This is a genomic window from Paraburkholderia sp. BR10936, assembly GCF_040965735.1.
Taxonomy (GTDB): Bacteria; Pseudomonadota; Gammaproteobacteria; order Burkholderiales; family Burkholderiaceae; genus Paraburkholderia; species Paraburkholderia nodosa_A.
The window spans coordinates 1-14,572 of sequence record NZ_JBFRCM010000029.1 but is presented as its reverse complement, the minus strand read 5'-3'; the positions used below and the strand labels follow the sequence as shown (position 1 = coordinate 14,572).

General features: G+C 60.5%; 9 protein-coding genes, 4 tRNA genes and 1 rRNA gene. All 14 read right to left on the bottom strand.

What is annotated here, in order from left to right; all coding sequences use genetic code 11:
* Positions 1 to 226: 226 nt before the first annotated feature.
* Entirely contained in the window at positions 227 to 4,480 is a 4,254-nt protein-coding gene (gene rpoC / locus AB4Y36_RS36630; protein WP_069269332.1) for a DNA-directed RNA polymerase subunit beta', read from the bottom strand.
* Between the two features lie 21 nt (positions 4,481 to 4,501).
* On the bottom strand, positions 4,502 to 8,608 hold the full coding sequence (gene rpoB, locus AB4Y36_RS36625; protein WP_069269333.1) for a DNA-directed RNA polymerase subunit beta: 4,107 nt from the start codon (positions 8,606 to 8,608) through the stop codon (positions 4,502 to 4,504).
* 376 nt (positions 8,609 to 8,984) lie between these two features.
* Positions 8,985 to 9,359 (bottom strand): 50S ribosomal protein L7/L12, encoded by a 375-nt coding sequence (gene rplL, locus AB4Y36_RS36620; protein ID WP_027821097.1) that lies wholly within the window; start codon positions 9,357 to 9,359, stop codon positions 8,985 to 8,987.
* A gap of 78 nt (positions 9,360 to 9,437) precedes the next feature.
* On the bottom strand, positions 9,438 to 9,935 hold the full coding sequence (gene rplJ / locus AB4Y36_RS36615) for a 50S ribosomal protein L10 (RefSeq protein ID WP_069269335.1): 498 nt from the start codon (positions 9,933 to 9,935) through the stop codon (positions 9,438 to 9,440).
* A gap of 310 nt (positions 9,936 to 10,245) precedes the next feature.
* The gene (rplA, locus tag AB4Y36_RS36610) at positions 10,246 to 10,941 is read right to left on the bottom strand and encodes a 50S ribosomal protein L1 (RefSeq protein WP_069269336.1); all 696 of its coding nucleotides are present in this window, start codon (positions 10,939 to 10,941) and stop codon (positions 10,246 to 10,248) included.
* Positions 10,942 to 11,373 (bottom strand): 50S ribosomal protein L11, encoded by a 432-nt coding sequence (gene rplK / locus AB4Y36_RS36605; protein ID WP_069269337.1) that lies wholly within the window; start codon positions 11,371 to 11,373, stop codon positions 10,942 to 10,944.
* 191 nt (positions 11,374 to 11,564) lie between these two features.
* Positions 11,565 to 12,122 carry a transcription termination/antitermination protein NusG gene (gene nusG / locus AB4Y36_RS36600; RefSeq protein WP_028208939.1) on the bottom strand — a complete coding sequence of 186 codons (558 nt, stop codon included), beginning with the start codon at positions 12,120 to 12,122 and terminating at the stop codon, positions 11,565 to 11,567.
* A gap of 1 nt (position 12,123) precedes the next feature.
* Complete coding sequence (gene secE / locus AB4Y36_RS36595) at positions 12,124 to 12,504, bottom strand: preprotein translocase subunit SecE (RefSeq protein ID WP_028208940.1); 381 nt, start codon at positions 12,502 to 12,504, stop codon at positions 12,124 to 12,126.
* A 37-nt stretch (positions 12,505 to 12,541) separates the two neighbouring features.
* A tRNA-Trp gene (locus AB4Y36_RS36590) sits at positions 12,542 to 12,617 on the bottom strand.
* 70 nt (positions 12,618 to 12,687) lie between these two features.
* Positions 12,688 to 13,878 carry an elongation factor Tu gene (gene tuf / locus AB4Y36_RS36585; RefSeq protein ID WP_028371383.1) on the bottom strand — a complete coding sequence of 397 codons (1,191 nt, stop codon included), beginning with the start codon at positions 13,876 to 13,878 and terminating at the stop codon, positions 12,688 to 12,690.
* 109 nt (positions 13,879 to 13,987) lie between these two features.
* Positions 13,988 to 14,062, bottom strand: a tRNA-Thr gene (locus AB4Y36_RS36580).
* Between the two features lie 32 nt (positions 14,063 to 14,094).
* A tRNA-Gly gene (locus AB4Y36_RS36575) sits at positions 14,095 to 14,168 on the bottom strand.
* 50 nt (positions 14,169 to 14,218) lie between these two features.
* Positions 14,219 to 14,304, bottom strand: a tRNA-Tyr gene (locus AB4Y36_RS36570).
* A gap of 143 nt (positions 14,305 to 14,447) precedes the next feature.
* Positions 14,448 to 14,561: ribosomal RNA gene (rrf, locus tag AB4Y36_RS36565) — 5S ribosomal RNA — on the bottom strand.
* Positions 14,562 to 14,572 lie beyond the last annotated feature (11 nt).

Below are 14,572 nucleotides of genomic sequence, written 5' to 3'. Positions count from 1 at the left end.
ATAAACGCCGCCAGCGTCGTAAGAAAAGACCCATACAGGCGGACTTGGCGCGCTACGTTAGCACGCCTCACCGATGTGCGCAGCGAGCGGGCCGGCACTGCGGCACGAGGCCGCAGGCGTAAGCGAGAAACGCGCGCGCCAATAAAAAAGCCGCCCGGTGAAAACCAGGCGGCTTTTGCGAGGGCATGGGAGCCCGCAGCGAAAGGCGGCTTGCGCCGCCCCGCGCTTACTCGTCCGTCGTATGCGGCTGTTGCGGCTGCGGCTCGGCGGCCGGGGTTTCCGGCGTACCGAACTCGAACGCTTCTTCCGCTGCGATCTGGTCGAAACGCTCGCGATCCGACGATTCCTTCGCACGGCGCGCCTTGTGGAAGGCGAGACCCGTACCAGCCGGAATCAGACGACCGACGATCACATTTTCCTTCAGGCCACGCAGATCGTCGCGCTTGCCCATGATCGCCGCTTCGGTCAGCACGCGGGTCGTTTCCTGGAACGATGCCGCCGAGATGAACGAATCGGTCGAGAGCGATGCCTTCGTAATACCGAGCAGCACGTTCTCGTACGTTGCCGGGCGCTTGTCCTCGGCGTTCATCTTGTCGTTTTCGTCCAGCATGTCCGAACGCTCGACCTGCTCGCCCGGGATGAAGCGCGTATCACCGTTGTCGGTGATCTGCACACGACGCAGCATCTGACGCACGATCACTTCGATGTGCTTGTCGTTGATCTTCACGCCCTGCAGACGGTACACGTCCTGCACTTCGTCCACGATGTAACGCGACAGCGCTTCGATACCCTGCAGACGCAGGATGTCGTGCGGATCGGCCGGGCCGTCCACGATCATTTCGCCCTTGTTGACGACCTGACCGTCGTGGACCAGCACCTGCTTTTCCTTCGCGATCAGGAACTCGTGCTGATTGCCTTCGAGGTCCGTAATAACGAGACGCTGCTTGCCCTTCGTGTCCTTACCGAACGACGTCGTACCCGTGACTTCCGCCAGGATACCTGCGTCCTTCGGCGAACGTGCTTCGAACAGTTCCGCCACACGCGGCAGACCACCGGTAATGTCACGCGTCTTCTGGGCTTCGGTCGGGATACGTGCGAGCACTTCACCGACCTGCACCTGCTGACCGTCCTTCACGGTGATCAGTGCGCCGACCTGGAAGCCGATCTGCACCGAATGCTCCGTGCCCGGGATCTTCACTTCGTCGCCGTTCGCGTCGAGCAGCTTGACCTGCGGACGCACGCTCTTCGCCGCCTGCGAACCGCGGCGCTTCACGTCGATCACGACGAGGGTCGACAGACCCGTGACGTCGTCGATCTGCTTGGCCACGGTCACGCCTTCCTCGACGTTCTCGAACTTCACCGTACCGCCGTACTCGGTGATGATCGGACGCGTGAGCGGATCCCACGTTGCGAGCTGCGTGCCGGCCTTGATCGCTGCGCCATCGAGCTGCAGCAGCGTCGCGCCGTACGGCACCTTGTGACGCTCGCGCTCGCGGCCGTGATCGTCGGCAATGATGGCTTCGCCCGAACGCGAGATGACGACTTGCTCGCCCTTCGCATTCGTGACGTAACGCATCGTCGCCGTGAAGCGCACGGTACCGTTCGACTTGGCTTCCACCGACGAGGCCACCGCCGCACGCGACGCCGCACCACCGATGTGGAACGTACGCATCGTGAGCTGCGTGCCCGGTTCGCCGATCGACTGTGCCGCGATCACGCCGACGGCTTCGCCGACGTTCACGCGCGAGCCGCGGCCGAGGTCGCGGCCATAGCAGGCTGCGCACAGGCCATAACGCGTTTCGCAGGTGAGCGGCGTGCGCACGCGCACTTCGTCGATGCCGAGGCTTTCGATCGTTTCGACCGCGTCTTCGTCGAGCAGGTCGCCCGAAGCGTAGATCGTTTCCTGCGTTTCCGGATTGACGACGTCCGCCACCGCAACACGGCCGAGAATGCGGTCGCGCAGCGCTTCGACGACTTCACCGCCTTCCACGAGGGCCTTCATCGCCACGCCGTTCGACGTGCCGCAATCGTCCTCGACGACCACGAGATCCTGGGTCACGTCGACGAGACGACGCGTCAGGTAACCCGAGTTCGCGGTCTTCAGTGCCGTATCAGCCAGACCCTTACGTGCACCGTGGGTCGAGATGAAGTACTGCAACACGTTCAGACCTTCGCGGAAGTTCGCGGTAATCGGCGTTTCGATAATCGAGCCGTCCGGCTTCGCCATCAGGCCGCGCATACCCGCGAGCTGGCGAATCTGCGTTGCGGAACCCCGCGCGCCCGAGTCGGCCATCATGTAGATCGAGTTGAACGATTCCTGACGCGTTTCCTTGCCGTCGCGGTCGATGACCGGTTCCGTCGCGAGCTGCTCCATCATCGCCTTGCCGACCGCTTCCGACGTGTTCGACCAGATGTCGACCACGTTGTTGTAGCGTTCCTGCGCGGTGACGAGACCCGACATGTACTGACGGTCGTACTCCTTCACCTTCTTCGCGGCTTCGCCCACGATGGTTTCCTTCTGCGGCGGGACGAGCATGTCGTCCACGCAGATCGAAATACCGGCGCGCGTTGCCAGGCGGAAGCCCGACTGCATCAGCTGGTCAGCGAAGATCACCGTTTCGCGCAGACCGCACTTGCGGAACGCGGTGTTGATCAGACGCGAAATTTCCTTCTTCTTCAGCGGCTTGTTCAGCACCGAGAACGGCAGACCCGGCGGCAGAATTTCCGACAGGATCGAGCGGCCAACGGTCGTTGCGTACAGCGAGATCTTCGGCACGAATGCCGGTGCGCCTTCCGACTTGTCCTCGTTGTGGACCATTTCGGTAATACGCACGTTCACGCGCGAAGCCAGTTCGACTTCCTTGTTCTCGTACGCGCGGAGCACTTCCGACACGCCCGTGAACGTCATGCCTTCGCCCTTGCCGTTGATCGCTTCACGCGTGGCGTAGTACAGGCCCAGCACGATATCCTGCGACGGCACGATCGACGGATCGCCGTTGGCCGGGAACAGGACGTTGTTCGACGCGAGCATGAGCGTACGCGCTTCCATCTGCGCTTCGAGCGACAGCGGAACGTGAACGGCCATCTGGTCACCGTCGAAGTCGGCGTTGAACGCCGCGCAAACGAGCGGGTGCAGCTGGATTGCCTTACCTTCGATCAGCACCGGCTCGAAAGCCTGAATGCCAAGACGGTGCAGCGTCGGCGCACGGTTGAGCATCACCGGGTGCTCGCGGATCACCTCTTCGAGGATGTCCCACACCACCGGCGTCTGGTTCTCGACTTCCTTCTTCGCAGCCTTGATGGTCGTGGCAACGCCCATCGTTTCCAGCTTGTTGAAGATAAACGGCTTGAAGAGTTCGAGCGCCATCAGCTTCGGCAGACCGCACTGGTGCAGCTTGAGCGTCGGACCCACCACGATGACCGAACGGCCCGAGTAGTCCACGCGCTTGCCCAGCAGGTTCTGACGGAAGCGGCCGCCCTTACCCTTGATCATGTCGGCGAGCGACTTCAGCGGACGCTTGTTCGCGCCCGTCATCGCCTTGCCGCGACGACCGTTGTCGAGCAGCGAGTCAACCGCTTCCTGGAGCATCCGCTTTTCGTTGCGGACGATGATCTCTGGCGCCTTGAGCTCGAGCAGACGCTTCAGACGGTTGTTACGGTTGATGACGCGGCGATACAGATCGTTCAGGTCCGAAGTCGCGAAACGGCCACCGTCCAGCGGCACCAGCGGACGCAGTTCGGGCGGCAGCACCGGCAGCACTTCGAGCACCATCCATTCGGGCTTGATGCCCGAACGCTGGAAGGCCTCGAGCACCTTCAGGCGCTTCGCGTACTTCTTGATCTTCGCTTCCGAGCCGGTGTTCTTCAGCTCGGTGCGCAGCGTTTCGACCTGCTCGTCGATGTTGATCGCGCGCAGGAGTTCACGCACGCCTTCCGCGCCCATTTCGGCACGGAATTCGTCGCCGTATTCCTCGACCTTGTTGTAGTAATCCTCTTCGGTCATGATCTGACGCGCCTTCAGCGGCGTCATGCCCGGTTCGATCACCACGTATGCCTCGAAGTACAGCACGCGCTCGATGTCGCGCAGCGTCATGTCGAGCACCATGCCCAGACGCGACGGCAGCGACTTCAGGAACCAGATGTGCGCGACCGGCGAGGCCAGCTCGATGTGGCCCATGCGTTCGCGACGCACCTTCGCCAGCGTGACTTCAACGCCGCACTTCTCGCAGATCACGCCACGGTGCTTCAGGCGCTTGTACTTGCCGCACAGGCACTCGTAGTCCTTGATCGGCCCGAAGATCTTCGCGCAGAACAGACCATCCCGTTCCGGCTTGAAGGTACGGTAGTTGATCGTCTCCGGCTTCTTCACTTCGCCGAACGACCACGAGCGGATCTTGTCCGGCGAGGCCAGACCGATCTTGATCGCGTCAAAAACTTCTTCTTGTTGGACTTGCTTGAATAGATCGAGCAGAGCTTTCATTGCCTTCTCTCCGTAGTCCGATTAGTTGCGGTCGAGGTCGATGTCGATGCCGAGCGAGCGGATTTCCTTCACCAGCACATTGAAGGATTCCGGCATGCCCGCGTCGATCACGTGGTCGCCCTTGACGAGGTTTTCGTACACCTTCGTCCGGCCCGTCACGTCATCGGACTTCACCGTCAACATTTCCTGCAGCACATACGAAGCGCCATACGCTTCGAGCGCCCACACTTCCATTTCACCGAAGCGCTGACCACCGAATTGCGCCTTACCACCCAGCGGCTGCTGCGTAACGAGCGAGTACGGACCCGTCGAACGCGCGTGCATCTTGTCGTCGACAAGGTGATGCAGCTTCAGGTAGTGCATGTAGCCCACGGTGACCGTACGTTCGAACATCTCGCCCGTGCGGCCGTCGTACAGACGCACCTGGTTCTTCGACGGCGTCATGCCGAGGTTCTGGGCGACGTCGTCCGGGAATGCCAGATCGAGCATCTTGCCCATTTCCTCTTCGGTCGCACCGTCGAACACCGGCGTTGCGAACGGCACGCCTTCGCGCAGGTTCTTCGCGAGTTCGAGGATCTCGTCGTCGCTGAAGCTGTCGAGGTCTTCCTTGTGGCCCGATTCGTTGTAGATCTTCGTGAGGAATTCACGCAGCTCTGCAACCTTCGTCTGACGCGCAAGCATCTCGCCGATACGCCAGCCCAGACCCTTCGCGGCCCAGCCCAGGTGCACTTCGAGAACCTGACCCACGTTCATCCGTGACGGCACGCCGAGCGGGTTCAGCACGACGTCTGCCGGACGGCCATCGGCCATGTACGGCATGTCTTCGATCGGAACGATCTTCGACACCACACCCTTGTTACCGTGACGGCCTGCCATCTTGTCGCCAGGCTGCAGACGGCGCTTCACCGCGAGGTACACCTTGACCATCTTCAGCACGCCCGGCGGCAGTTCGTCGCCTTGCGTGAGCTTCTTGCGCTTCTCTTCGAAGGCCAGATCGAACTGGTGACGCTTCTCTTCGATCGAGTTCTTGATCGCTTCGAGCTGCGCCGCTGCTTCTTCGTCCGCGAGGCGGATGTCGAACCAGTGGTAGTGATCCAGATCTTCGAGGTACGCGCGCTCGATCTTCGTGCCCTTCGCGAGCTTCTTCGGACCGCCGTTCGCGACCTTGCCTTCGAGCATGCGTGCGAGACGCTGGAACGCGTCGCCTTCCACGATGCGCAGCTGGTCGTTCAGGTCGAGGCGATAGCGCTTCAGTTCATCGTCGATGATCTGTTGTGCGCGCTTGTCGCGCTGGATGCCTTCACGCGTGAACACCTGCACGTCGATGACCGTACCGCTCATGCCCGAGGGCACGCGCAGCGACGTATCCTTCACGTCCGAAGCCTTCTCGCCGAAGATCGCGCGCAGCAGCTTTTCTTCCGGCGTGAGCTGGGTTTCGCCCTTCGGCGTGACCTTGCCCACGAGCACGTCGCCCGCTTCGACTTCCGCGCCGATGTACACGATGCCCGACTCGTCGAGACGGCCAAGCTGCACTTCCGCGAGGTTCGAAATGTCGCGCGTGATTTCTTCCGGCCCGAGCTTCGTGTCGCGTGCAACGACATTCAGTTCTTCGATGTGGATCGACGTGTAACGGTCGTCCGCAACCACCTTCTCCGAGATCAGGATCGAGTCTTCGAAGTTGTAGCCGTTCCACGGCATGAACGCGATCAGCATGTTCTGGCCGAGCGCGAGCTCGCCCAGATCGGTCGATGCGCCGTCAGCCAGCACGTCGCCGCGCGCAACCTTGTCGCCCATCTTCACGATCGGACGCTGGTTGATGTTCGTGTTCTGGTTCGAACGCGTGTACTTGATGAGGTTGTAGATGTCCACGCCAACTTCACCGGCAACCGCTTCGTCGTCGTTCACACGAATCACGATACGGCCTGCGTCGACGTAGTCGACCACGCCGCCACGCAGCGCCTGAACCGTCGTACCCGAGTCGACCGCAACCGTGCGCTCGATACCCGTACCGACGACCGGCTTTTCCGGACGCAGGCAAGGCACGGCCTGACGCTGCATGTTCGAGCCCATCAGTGCACGGTTCGCGTCGTCGTGCTCGAGGAACGGGATCAGCGAGGCTGCAACCGAGACGATCTGCGACGGCGCCACGTCCATGTACTGGATGCGGTCCGGCGTGACCATCAGCGTTTCGCCCGCTTCACGCGACGAAACCAGTTCGTCGGTCAGCGTGCCGTCTTCCGCCACTGCCGCGTTCGCCTGAGCGATCACGTAACGGCCTTCTTCGATCGCCGACAGGTAGTCGATCTGGTCGGTCACCTTGCCGTCTGCAACCTTGCGATACGGCGTTTCGAGGAAGCCGTATTCGTTCAGGTGCGCGTACAGTGCGAGCGAGTTGATCAGACCAATGTTCGGACCTTCCGGCGTCTCGATCGGACACACGCGGCCGTAGTGGGTCGGGTGCACGTCGCGGACTTCGAAGCCTGCGCGCTCACGCGTCAGACCGCCCGGGCCCAGTGCGGAAACACGACGCTTGTGCGTGATTTCCGAGAGGGGGTTGGTCTGGTCCATGAACTGCGACAGCTGCGACGAACCGAAGAACTCGCGAATCGCCGACGAAATCGGCTTCGAGTTGATCAGGTCGTGCGGCATCAGGTTTTCGCTTTCGGCCTGGCCGAGGCGTTCCTTCACTGCACGCTCGACGCGCACGAGACCCGCGCGGAACTGGTTTTCCGCGAGTTCGCCCACGCAACGCACGCGACGGTTGCCGAGGTGGTCGATGTCGTCCACTTCGCCCTTGCCGTTGCGCAGCTCGACGAGGATCTTGATGGTCGCGAGGATGTCGTCGTCCTGCAGCGTCATCGGGCCGACGATTTCGTCACGGCCGACGCGGCGATTGAACTTCATACGACCCACCTTCGAGAGGTCGTACGCTTCTTCGCTGTAGAACAGGCGGTTGAACAGCGCCTCGACCGCTTCTTCGGTCGGCGGCTCGCCCGGACGCATCATGCGGTAGATCGCGATGCGCGCGGCCATCTTGTCGGCGGTTTCGTCGATACGCAGCGTCGACGAGATGTACGGACCCTGGTCCAGATCGTTCGTGTAGAGCGTCTGGATGTCCTTGATCTTCGCTTCGCGCAGCTTCTCGAGCACGCTTTCGGTGATCTCGTCGTTCGCGTTCGCGATCACTTCGCCCGTGTCGCCGTCGACGACGTTCTTCGCGAGAACGCGGCCGAGCAGATAATCTTCGGGGACCGAAATGTACGTCGTCTTCGCGCTTTCGAGATCGCGAATGTGCTTCGCGTTGATCCGCTTGTCCTTCTGGACAATGACCTTGCCTTCGCGATCGCTGATGTCGAAGCGCGCGACTTCACCGCGCAGACGCTCCGGCACGAACTCCATCTGCGCGCCTTCCGGCATCAGCGTGAAGTTGTCGAACACGAAGAAGTTCGCGAGGATCTGTTCCGGCGTGAGGCCGATGGCCTTCAGCAGGATCGTGACCGGCATCTTGCGGCGACGGTCGACGCGGAAGTACAGCACGTCCTTCGGGTCGAACTCGAAGTCGAGCCACGAACCGCGGTAAGGAATGATACGGGCCGAGAAGAGCAGCTTGCCCGAGCTGTGCGTCTTGCCCTTGTCGTGTTCGAAGAACACGCCAGGCGAGCGATGCAGCTGCGAGACGATGACACGCTCGGTGCCGTTGATGACGAACGAACCAGTCGGCGTCATGAGCGGAATTTCGCCCATGTACACTTCCTGCTCCTTCACTTCCTTCACGACCGGCTTGCTCGGCGATTCCTTGTCGAGCAGGACGAGACGGACCTTGGCGCGCAGCGCCGAGCAGTACGTCAAGCCGCGTTGCTGGCATTCCTTGATGTTGAATGCCGGCGACGACAGCATGTAGCTGACGAACTCTAGACGAGCAAAGCCGTTATGGGAAACAATAGGAAAAACGGACGAAAACGCTGCCTGCAGACCTTCCGGTTTGCGTTGTGCGGTCGCCGTTTCTGCTTGCAGGAATGTGCTGAATGATTCAAGCTGGGTAGCCAGCAGGAAAGGAACCTGGTGAACGATGGGGCGTTTCGCGAAACTCTTGCGAATACGCTTCTTCTCGGTGAAGGAATAGTGCATACGATCTCCGAATCACGGCGGGTAGGACGACCCGAGTGTTCACCGACTGAGACCCGATGGCTTCGCGAGCCCTGGAAGCTTGGTGGTTGGCCTCTACCAACCGCTGGCTGACGGCAACGGATTTCGGCTTGTCATAACGTGCCCGCTGCCCGACCAAACTTGCCTTCTGCAGTCGCTTCAGAAGACAAAGAGAAGCATCGTGCGCAAGGATCGTGCCCTTGAGGCACTCACCCGGCGAAAGACGTTTTTCTTTGGCTTCTGGGTCCCGCATCCCGCCTCCGACTTCTAAAAAATCGAACACAAAAACGCAGAACCCACAAAGCACAAAAAGGCCGGCGGTGTAAAAACCGCCAGCCTTCGCACAGCGCGCTGAAACTTACTTGATTTCAGCCTTCGCGCCGGCTTCTTCCAGCTTCTTCTTCGCTTCTTCAGCAGCAGCCTTGGGCACCGCTTCCTTCACGGGCTTCGGTGCACCGTCGACCAGGTCCTTCGCTTCCTTCAGGCCGAGACCCGTCAGTTCACGAACGGCCTTAATGACCGAAACCTTGTTTGCGCCGGCTTCGAGCAGGTTGACCGTGAATTCGGTCTGCTCTTCAGCAGCAGCAGCAGCGCCGCCGCCTGCCGGGCCAGCGACTGCCACAGCAGCTGCCGACACGCCAAACTTCTCTTCGAACGCCTTGACCAGTTCGTTCAGTTCAAGAACCGACATCGAGCCAACGGCTTCGAGGATGTCTTCTTTTGCGATTGCCATTTGAAATTACTCCAGATTTGAATTCGGAAACAGCTAGCGATCTTTCTCGCTTGCTCTTGCTCGTTCGTCTGCCTGAAATCAGGCAGCTTCTGCTTGCTTCTTCTCCGCCAGCGCGGCCAGAGCACGCGCGAAGCCGGAAACAGGAGCTTGCATAACGAACAGCAGCTTCGAGAGCAGTTCTTCGCGGCTCGGGATGTTGGCCAGCGCTTGCACGCCTGCCACGTCCATCACCTTGCCTTCGTAGGAACCAGCCTTGATGACCAACTTGTCATTGCCCTTCGCGAAGTCATTGACGACCTTCGCAGCAGCAATTGCATCTTCCGAGATGCCGTAGATCAGGGGGCCAGTCATCTGCTCTGCCAGCGGAGCAAACGGGGTACCTTCGACAGCGCGACGCGCCAGCGTGTTCTTCAACACGCGGAGGTACACCTGCTGCTCACGCGCTTTCGCGCGCAGCTTGGTCAGATCGCCAACCGCGATTCCACGATACTCGGCCAGCACCATGGTCTGAGCCTTCGCGACTTGCGCGGAGACTTCAGCCACGACGGCCTGCTTACCTTCTTTGTTCAGTGGCACGGTTAACCTCCAGATTCGACACACTTCGCTTTCGCATCATGTGCCGCGTTCAACAACGGCGACCGACCAGTCCGGAGTAAATCAGTTTGCATCGTCAGGCGTTACCGCCTGCATCCGCTCACATCAGCACTTCAAAACCTTTTCGGGTTCGCCATCTGCGTTGGCTTTGCATTAAGGAAGCACCCAACTGCTGCACTTCCGCCAACGGTCTTTGACAACCGGTTGCACCGCGCTTACTGCCGCTGCACAACCGCCCAAAGCCCTTTAAATCCGCGCTGCCGCCCTTTCGAGCCTCAGCGCGGCAAAACCATTACGCTGCGAGCGACGTCTGGTCGACGCGAACGCCAACACCCATCGTGCTCGAGACAGCGATCTTGCGCAGGTACACGCCCTTGCTCGTTGCCGGCTTCGCCTTGGTCAGCGCGTCGAGGAGCGCGTCCAGGTTGGTGCGCAGCGCGGTCGGCTCGAACGATGCACGGCCGATCGTGGCATGGATGATACCGGCCTTGTCGACACGGAATTGCACCTGACCAGCCTTCGCGTTCTTGACCGCGGTCGCCACGTCCGGCGTCACGGTGCCGACCTTCGGGTTCGGCATGAGGCCGCGCGGGCCGAGGATCTGACCGAGCGTACCGACGACGCGCATCGTGTCCGGCGAAGCGATCACGATGTCGAAGTTCAGGTTGCCGCCCTTGATCTGCTCGGCGAGGTCTTCCATACCGACGATCTCTGCGCCTGCTGCCTTGGCTTGTTCAGCCTTTTCACCTTGCGCGAACACTGCGACGCGGACCGACTTGCCGGTACCAGCGGGCAGAACGACCGAGCCGCGAACGACCTGGTCCGACTTCTTCGCATCGATGCCGAGCTGCACTGCAACGTCGATCGACTCGTCGAACTTCGCCGTGGCGCATTCCTTCACGAGCGACAGTGCATCGCCGATCGGGTACTGTTTTTGGCGGTCGATCTTGGCAGCCAGTGCCTTTTGACGCTTCGAAACCTTAGCCATTTACACGCCCTCCACGATAATGCCCATCGAGCGGGCGCTGCCAGCGATCGTGCGGACCGCTGCGTCCATATCGGCTGCCGTGAGGTCCGGCATCTTGGTCTTGGCGATTTCCTCGGCTTGCGCGCGGGTGATCGTAGCGACCTTGTCGGTGTGCGGCTTGGCCGAACCCTTGTCGACCTTCGCTGCCTTCTTGATCAGAACCGTAGCCGGCGGCGTCTTCAGGATGAACGTGAAGCTCTTGTCCGCGAATGCCGTGATCACGACCGGAACCGGCAGACCCGGTTCCATGGCTTGAGTCTGCGCGTTGAACGCCTTGCAGAACTCCATGATGTTCAGGCCGCGCTGACCCAGTGCCGGGCCGACCGGCGGCGACGGATTGGCTTTACCTGCAGGAATCTGCAGCTTGATAAAGCCGATGATTTTCTTTGCCATGTTGAAAACCTCTTTGGAACGCGTGAGCGTTCTGGTGAGTGGTAGCGCGCGTTCACCACAATCTTCGCTGTGCCAACTGCTTTGGCGACATCTACAGCCGACTGGACTACTGGCGCTCCTCTACGGCCATAACGCGGACCGTAAGCGCGGAAAAACGGATCGCACTCGAGGCGCGATCCGTAGTATTCGATTTACAGCTTTTCGACCTGGCCGAATTCGAGTTCGACCGGTGTGGCGCGACCGAAAATGGTGACGGAGACCCGGACGCGCGACTTTTCGTAGTTGACTTCTTCGACGCTGCCGTTGAAGTCCGTGAACGGACCTTCCTTCACGCGGACCATCTCGCCGACTTCGAACAGGGTCTTGGGGCGCGGCTTCTCAACGCCTTCCTGCATCTGCGACATGATCTTTTCGACTTCGCGCGGCGAAATCGGGCTCGGGCGATTACGCGCCCCGCCGACGAAACCGGTCACCTTTGCCGTGTTCTTCACGAGGTGCCACGTTTCGTCCGTCATTTCCATCTCAACCAGGACGTAGCCCGGGAAGAAACGACGTTCGGTCACCGATTTGTGACCCCCCTTCACCTCGACGACTTCTTCAGTCGGAACGAGGATCTGGCCAAACTTGTCCTGCATGCCAGCACGTTCGATACGCTCTTGAAGCGCACGTTGCACGCTCTTCTCCATGCCGGAGTAGGCGTGCACCACATACCAACGTTTTCCGCTCGGGGATGCCGGTGTATCGCTCATATCATTTCCAACCCAGAATCGCCGAGAAAATCACCCACTCGATGGATTTGTCGCAAACCCACAGAATGATGGCCATGGCCAGCACAAAACCGAAGACCACCAGGGTCGTTTGCGTGGCCTCTTTGCGAGTCGGCCAGACGACCTTGCGAACTTCCTTGTACGAGTCTTTGGCAAACGCGATGAAGCTCTTGCCGGGCGCCGAGAGAAGACCGACTACCACCCCCGCGATCACGCCCACTGCGAGCGCTGCACCGCGGACATACCACTCCTGGCTACCGAGCCAGTAGAACCCTACGAACCCGGCCACAACCAACAATACGCCCGCCGCAAGCATCAGCTTGTCGCTGGAAGTATTAACAGTTTCGACGGAAGGATTCGCCATAACACCTTAAAGAACAACACGCCGAGGCGCGAGAAGTTGGCAGGGGCAGAGGGAATCGAACCCCCAACCTTCGGTTTTGGAGACCGACGCTCTGCCAGTTGAGCTATACCCCTAAACCATTTTGGGGTTGACGGCATCGCCAACCCCGAAACCACTTAGTCGATCAACGAGACTGGCAAAAACTTACTCGATGATCTTTGCAACCACGCCGGCGCCGACGGTACGGCCACCTTCGCGGATTGCGAAGCGCAGACCTTCTTCCATCGCGATCGGAGCGATCAGCTTCACCGTGATCGACACGTTGTCGCCCGGCATGACCATTTCCTTGTCCTTCGGCAGCTCGATCGAGCCCGTCACGTCCGTCGTACGGAAGTAGAACTGCGGACGGTAGTTGTTGAAGAACGGCGTGTGACGGCCGCCTTCGTCCTTGCTCAGCACGTACACTTCAGCCGTGAAGTGCGTGTGCGGCGTGATCGAGCCCGGCTTGGCCAGCACCTGGCCACGCTCCACGTCTTCACGCTTCGTGCCGCGCAGCAGGATACCCACGTTGTCGCCTGCCTGACCCTGGTCGAGCAGCTTGCGGAACATTTCCACGCCCGTGCAGGTCGTCTTCACCGTCGGCTTGATACCGACGATTTCGATTTCCTCGCCGACCTTGACGATGCCGCGCTCGACGCGACCCGTCACCACCGTGCCGCGACCCGAGATCGAGAACACGTCTTCCACCGGCATCAGGAACGCGCCGTCAACGGCACGCTCCGGCGTCGGGATGTACGTGTCCAGTGCGTCGGCCAGGTTCATGATCGCCACTTCACCCAGTTCGCCCTTGTCGCCTTCCAGCGCCAGCTTGGCCGAACCCTTGATGATCGGCGTGTCGTCGCCCGGGAAGTCGTACTTCGACAGGAGCTCGCGCACTTCCATTTCGACCAGCTCGAGCAGCTCGGCGTCGTCGACCATGTCGCACTTGTTCAGGAACACGATGATGTAAGGCACGCCAACCTGACGGGCGAGCAGGATGTGCTCACGCGTTTGCGGCATCGGGCCGTCAGCGGCCGAGCACACCAGGATCGCGCCGTCCATCTGTGCCGCGCCCGTGATCATGTTCTTCACGTAGTCAGCGTGGCCCGGGCAGTCGACGTGTGCGTAGTGGCGGTTAGCCGTTTCGTACTCGACGTGCGCGGTGTTGATGGTAATGCCACGCGCCTTTTCTTCCGGCGCTGCGTCGATCTGGTCGTACGCCTTCGCTTCGCCGCCGAACTTGGCGGTCAGAACCGTCGTGATCGCTGCCGTCAGCGTGGTCTTGCCGTGGTCAACGTGACCGATCGTGCCCACGTTCACGTGCGGCTTGGTCCGCTCAAACTTACCCTTGGCCATTTTCGACTCCTAAGAGGATTTTTCCGTACGTTGCGCGGGGCGCGCAAACAATCACTGGCTTGCTGCTGCCTGCTCGATGCGAGGCTTCTGAGGCCCGCTAGATACCGGCTGGTGCCCATGGGCAGGATCGAACTGCCGACCTCTCCCTTACCAAGGGAGTGCTCTACCACTGAGCCACATGGGCGAAAACTGCTCTGAACCGCTTTAATGCTTCGCTGGAGCGGGTGAAGGGAATCGAACCCTCGTCGTAAGCTTGGAAGGCTTCTGCTCTACCATTGAGCTACACCCGCGAGGTTCGCCGGCTACTGCCGACCCAACACTAACTGCTACAGCTGAATTCTGGTGGAGGAGGTTGGATTCGAACCAACGTAGGCGTAAGCCAACAGATTTACAGTCTGCCCCCTTTAGCCACTCGGGCACCCCTCCGCAGAGAACTGATGATTATGGGGGAACATCCGATAAGTGTCAAGCACTTTGTTCGGAGCAGAACCCACAACGCTCTCACTTATAGGGAGAGCGGAAAAGCAAAAACCCCGGCTTTTTAGGGCCGGGGTCTCGCTTGTAGAAGAGCCTGACGATTACCTACTTTCACACGGGCAATCCGCACTATCATCGGCGTGGAGCTGTTTCACGGTCCTGTTCGGGATGGGAAGGGGTGGGACCAGCTCGCTATGGTCATCAGGCTTGACGGGTT

What these genes read in the sequence shown, in the direction of transcription:
- rplL (WP_027821097.1), bottom strand. Translation starts at nt 9,359, where the DNA reads ATGGCAATCGCAAAAGAAGACATCCTCGAAGCCGTTGGCTCGATGTCG.
- nusG (WP_028208939.1), bottom strand. Translation starts at nt 12,122, where the DNA reads ATGAGCGATACACCGGCATCCCCGAGCGGAAAACGTTGGTATGTGGTG.
- rpoB (WP_069269333.1), bottom strand. Translation starts at nt 8,608, where the DNA reads ATGCACTATTCCTTCACCGAGAAGAAGCGTATTCGCAAGAGTTTCGCG.
- rplA (WP_069269336.1), bottom strand. Translation starts at nt 10,941, where the DNA reads ATGGCTAAGGTTTCGAAGCGTCAAAAGGCACTGGCTGCCAAGATCGAC.
- secE (WP_028208940.1), bottom strand. Translation starts at nt 12,504, where the DNA reads ATGGCGAATCCTTCCGTCGAAACTGTTAATACTTCCAGCGACAAGCTG.
- tuf (WP_028371383.1), bottom strand. Translation starts at nt 13,878, where the DNA reads ATGGCCAAGGGTAAGTTTGAGCGGACCAAGCCGCACGTGAACGTGGGC.
- rplK (WP_069269337.1), bottom strand. Translation starts at nt 11,373, where the DNA reads ATGGCAAAGAAAATCATCGGCTTTATCAAGCTGCAGATTCCTGCAGGT.
- rpoC (WP_069269332.1), bottom strand. Translation starts at nt 4,480, where the DNA reads ATGAAAGCTCTGCTCGATCTATTCAAGCAAGTCCAACAAGAAGAAGTT.